General features: G+C 68.9%; 4 protein-coding genes. 2 read left to right on the forward strand and 2 right to left on the reverse strand.

What is annotated here, in order from left to right; all coding sequences use genetic code 11:
- Positions 1–120 precede the first annotated feature (120 nt).
- Together I6U14_RS15940 and I6U14_RS15945 are read right to left on the reverse strand one after the other, a co-directional pair.
- A complete protein-coding gene (locus tag I6U14_RS15940; protein ID WP_296900504.1) occupies positions 121–582 on the reverse strand; it encodes a helix-turn-helix domain-containing protein in 462 nt (153 codons plus the stop codon).
- 213 nt (positions 583–795) lie between these two features.
- Entirely contained in the window at positions 796–2,268 is a 1,473-nt protein-coding gene (locus I6U14_RS15945; RefSeq protein ID WP_296900505.1) for a mechanosensitive ion channel family protein, read from the reverse strand.
- A 353-nt stretch (positions 2,269–2,621) separates the two neighbouring features.
- Here I6U14_RS15945 and I6U14_RS15950 point away from each other — a divergent pair, with 353 nt between their 5' ends.
- A complete protein-coding gene (locus I6U14_RS15950; protein WP_296900506.1) occupies positions 2,622–4,151 on the forward strand; it encodes a BCCT family transporter in 1,530 nt (509 codons plus the stop codon).
- Complete coding sequence (locus I6U14_RS15955; protein ID WP_296900507.1) at positions 4,151–4,861, forward strand: glycine betaine ABC transporter substrate-binding protein; 711 nt, start codon at positions 4,151–4,153, stop codon at positions 4,859–4,861. Before I6U14_RS15950 ends, I6U14_RS15955 begins: the two co-directional genes overlap by 1 nt.
- Positions 4,862–4,903 lie beyond the last annotated feature (42 nt).

Genomic DNA, 4,903 nt, shown 5'->3' on the forward strand with positions numbered 1-4,903 from the left:
TTCCGGCTCCGTCTGATTTTTGGGCAGGATGCCCAATAAATCAGCATCTCCCTAGACGCCGCCTGCCCGGCATTGAGCCGGGCAGGCGGCGGGCCGGCTGGAAAGCCGGCGCTCCGGAGCCTAGGACCCAGACTCCTGCTCGGAGACGGCAGATTTCCAGCCGCCGATGATGGCGAGCAGATAGCGCATTGTGGCCTGCGTGGCGGGCTCGAGATCCTCCGCGGCCTTGGCGGTGGCGACGAGGTAGCCCTTGTCCTGCCGCGTGATCCAGCCCAGGCGCTCCAGATCATGGAGCTTGCGGCGGACGGTCTCTCGCGGGATGCCACTGTAGTCGGCGATGGACTGGAGGTTGATGGAAGGGGGCTCGTCAGCGCGCTCGCCATCCATGAAGCTTTCATAGCACATGCCGTCGGTGCGGCCGCGGGAGAGGGTGCGGGAGCCGATGACGGCGAGCACCAGCATCCGGTCCAGATCCCCGTCGAACTGCCGCCGCAGCGTCACCAGCAGCTCGCAGAAGGCGTCGTTGTGCACCGGCCAGATGCGGCCGAAGCAAGCGCTCAGGGTGTCTTCGTCGAGCGTCATGGCCGTTATGCCCGTGTCGATGGCACGGCTGACGGCCCCCAACGGGGACGTCCAGCCGCGAGCATTGCAACTGGCGCTCATTTTGGGCACCCCGCGGCCTGTCGCAAGCCCCGGCTGCCCTTTGATCGCCCGCTGGCGCGGGGCGGCGTCGCTTGCCCGCGCCACAAGCGGTGCCCTGAGGTCAATCGGTCTGAGGCCTCGGACGGTGCCGGGCTAGCCCCGCTCGCCCCCGCCCTCCTCGCCGGGCTCGTCGGCGCCATGGTCGCCGCTGGCGTAGTCGGTGACCTCGCGGCGGGGCTGGGTGTCGCCTCGGGTCAGCGCCGCGACGGCGTCCGTGCCCGTCGCCTTGCCGCTGTCCGTCACATGCAGGTGCATGTCCGTCTGCGGGAAGGGGATGGAGATGCCATTGGCGTCGAAGGCCTCCTTCACGGCGCGGTGGAGGTCCCAGTACACCGTCCAGTAATCGCCGGTCTTGGTCCAGGGCCGCACGATGAAGTTGACGGAGCTGTCGCCAAGCTCGCTGACGCGGATATTCGGCGCCGGCTCCGCCAGCACCAGCGGGTGGCTCGCGACCACCTCTTCCAGCACCGCCTGCGCGCGCTCGATGGAATCGCCGTAGCTGATGCCGAAGACCAGGTCGACACGGCGGGTATCGGACGCGGTGACGTTAGTGATGACGTCGCCCCAGACCTTGGAGTTGGGGATCGTGATCACCTGGTTGTCGGGCGTCGTCACTGTCGTGGACATGATGGAGACGTGCTTGATCGTGCCGCCGAGGCCGGCGACCTGCACATAGTCGCCTTCGTCGAAGGGGCGGTTGATCATGATCATCAGGCCCGCGGCGAGGTTGCCCAGCGTTTCCTGCAGCGCGAACGCGATGATGAAGGACGCACCGCCCACCAGCGCGAACAACGGCGTGACGTTCACCCCCAGCGCGGCGAGCACGATCATCAGGCCGAAGGCGAGAGTGAGCCAGTACACCACCATCACCAGGAAGCCGCTCAGCAGATTCGAGAGCTGCGGTGTGCGGTCGACAGCGCGGCGCACCCAGGCACGCACGATCCGGGCGACGATGAGCAGGCCGAAGAAGGCGGCGACGATGACGGCGATGCGAAAGCCGATGGCCATGCCGCCGTCGCGTGAGACCAGCCATGCAAGGAAGCCGTCGGCGAATTCCTGCACCGTCAACTGCGAGCGCCCGGCGGCGATGACCGCGGACAGATAGCCCCGCATGGCCTCCACCTCCGCCGGGTCGCCGCCCTTGGCTTCGAGGCTGGAGATCACGGCCGACGCCTTCTCGAAAATGCGATCGCGCTCCTCCACCAGCTCCAGCCGCTCCTGGCGCAGCGCTTCGGCCTCGGTGCCATCGGCGGTGCGGACCTCGAGGCTCGTATCGATCACAGCCTGCGTGGCCGCCCGCGCCCGGTCCTGCCAGGCCGCGGCGAGCGGGGCGAGCTCATCGGCGGTGAGCGGGACGAGCCGCAATTCCAGCTCGTCGAGCGCGATGGACGGGTCATCGAGGCCCGAGGGATAGGCCGGCGCCGTGTCCTGTGCGTCGGCGCCCGCCGCCGGGTCGCCCGTGGCGTCCTGGGCCCAGCCCACGCTCCCCCACAGCCCGCAAAGCATGATCAAAACAGCAAGGCCGACGCCGATCGTCTTGCCTCTCCCAACAACGAAGCGCTTCATGGTCTATTCTCCGGGTTCGCGGACATTGGCTTTGCGCGGCAGCTCATTGCTCGACGAAGATCTCGGCGACGGCGCCGCCGCCCAACGGTGCCGTCGCCGGTGATGTCGGCAATAGCGACAGCCCATGGACGCGCGTCCTTTGCAGACCGGCATGACCACTGGGCACGGGTGGGGGCATTCAAAGCGATCCGCCAACGAGGGGCAATCCACTCCCCGCCCATTCTGGGCAGCCTGAGCCTTGCCGCAGCCAAGGGATGCCCCAATCCCCGCCCAGGGACCTTACGCACCGGGGCGCCAAGCGCCCGACGATCGAGCTTTGGCGGGATGCTCCTGCCGCAACCCGGGAGACCCGCATGGCCGAAACTCCGACGACCAGGCGCCCGCTCGGGGCCGTCTTCGCGCTCTCCGTGCTCATCTGCGGGGCCATCGGCCTCTGGGGCGTGCTGGCGCCGGACGCGCTCGCCGGCGCCGCCAACGCACTCACCGGCTTTGCGCTGACGACGCTGGACTGGGTCTTCCTGATGCTCTGCACCAGCTTCGTGGTGCTGGGCGCGGCGCTGGCCCTCGGCCCCTACGGCAGCATCAAGCTCGGCGCCGACGACGATGAGCCCGAGTTCTCGACCGTGTCCTGGATCGCCATGCTGTTCGCGGGCGGCATGGGCGCGGGGCTCCTGTTCTGGGGGCCGGCAGAGCCTATCTACCACTTCACCGACCCGCCGGGGCTCGAAGGCGGCACGCCGGAGGCGGCGCGCCTCGCCATGGTGCTCACCAATCTGCACTGGGGCCTGCACGCCTGGTCCATCTACGCCGTCTGCGCCCTGGTGATCGCCTATTTCATCTTCCGGCGTAATGCGCCCGGGCTCATTTCCACGCCTATTCGCTATGCCTTTCGCGGGCGGCTCGTCGGGCCGGTCGCCACCGCGGCGGACACCCTGGGCGTGGTGGCGGTGATCCTGGGCCTCGCCGGGTCGCTCGCGATGGGCACCCTGCAGGTGCGCGCCGGGCTCGGGGAGGTGGCCGGCGTGCCCCAGGCGGACTGGGTGAGCATCGTCATCGTCTGCGTCCTGGCGGTGTGCTTTTTCACCTCCGCCAGCACCGGCCTCGGCCAGGGCATCAAGGTGCTCTCGAACATCAACATGGCCATCGCCGTGGCCATCATGCTGTTCGTGCTCTTCGTGGGCCCCACCCGGTTCATCCTGGAGACCTTCACCACCACCCTCGGCGACTATCTGAACAACCTGCCGGCCATGTCGTTCCGGCTGTATCCTTTTGAAGGGCTCACGGACTGGACCGCAGGCTGGACTCTGACCTACCTCATCTGGTGGCTCGCCTGGGGGCCCTTCGTGGGGGTGTTCATCGCGCGCATCAGCCGCGGGCGCACCATCCGCGAGTTCATGCTCGGCGTGGTGCTCATCCCGTCGCTGTTCTCCATGCTCTGGTTCGCCACCTTCGGCGGCGCCGGGTTCTTCGTGGAATTGCAGGGCTCGGGCGGGCTTGCGGATCTGGTGTTCGACGACGTCGCCAAAGCGCTGTTCGCGTTGTTCGACTACTTTCCGCTGGCGCAGGTGCTGAGCGCGGCCGCCCTGCTGCTGATCTTCGTCTTCCTGGTCACCAGCGCCGACAGCGGCACCTTCGTGGTCAGCATGATGACCGGCAAGGGCACGCTGGACCCGTCCATCGGCCTCAAGCTCACCTGGGCGTTGATCATCCTGGCCATCACAATCGGCACCCTGCTCTCGGGCAGCGTGGAGGTGGCCAAGACGCTCGCCGTGAGTGGCGCCATCCCCTTCTCTTTGGTACTGCTGCTGCAGATCGCGGCCTTCCTGCGCACCCTGCGCGACGAAGAGGGGCCCGCGGCGACGGCCCGGCAGGTGCAGCCGTGATGACGCGCCTGCACCACGCCGTCCGCCCCCTCGCCCTGCTGGCTGCCCTGGCCCTCGGCGGCTGCGGCGAGATCGACCGCCCGCTGGTGGTGGGCACCAAGGACTTTGCCGAGCAGCAGGTCACCGCGCAGCTGCTGGCGCAGACCCTGCGCGCCCACGACATCCCGGCGGAGGTGGACGACACCGCCCGCGACAGCCTGGGAGCCATCGGTGCCCTCTGGGTCGGCGAAATCGACCTCTACGTGGATTACACGGGCTCCATCCTCGCGCTGGGCGGCCATCCGCCGGTGCACGAAGACCCGACATCCTTCGTCGCCGCCCAGGAGGCGCTCGCCCCCTTCGAGCTCGACATCGGGCCGCTGCTCGGCTTCAGCAACGACTATGTGGTGCTGGCGCGGCCCGGCTCCCGGGCCGCCGCGGCGCCGGCACGCCTGAGCGCACTGGCCGACGCGGGCCAGGCACTGCGCATGGGCATGACCAACGAATTTCGGGCGCGGCCGGTGGACGGCTTCGAGCCGCTGACCCGCCGCTACGGGCTGCGCGCCGAGCCAACGCTGCTGGTGCCGAGCTCGGCAGAGGGCAAGGATCGGCTCTACGCTGCGCTGCTGGACGGCGACATCGACCTCGCCGTGGGCTTCAGCACCGACACGCAGCTCGCCGAGGTCGGACTGGTGCGGCTCGCCGACGAACGCCACTTCTTCACGGCCTAGGCCGCGGCCCCCGTCCCCCGCAAGGGCCTGCTGGCGCGCCGC

Origin of the sequence: Thiohalocapsa sp. (assembly GCF_019695415.1) — a bacterium.
Classification (GTDB): domain Bacteria; phylum Pseudomonadota; class Gammaproteobacteria; order Chromatiales; family Chromatiaceae; genus Thiohalocapsa.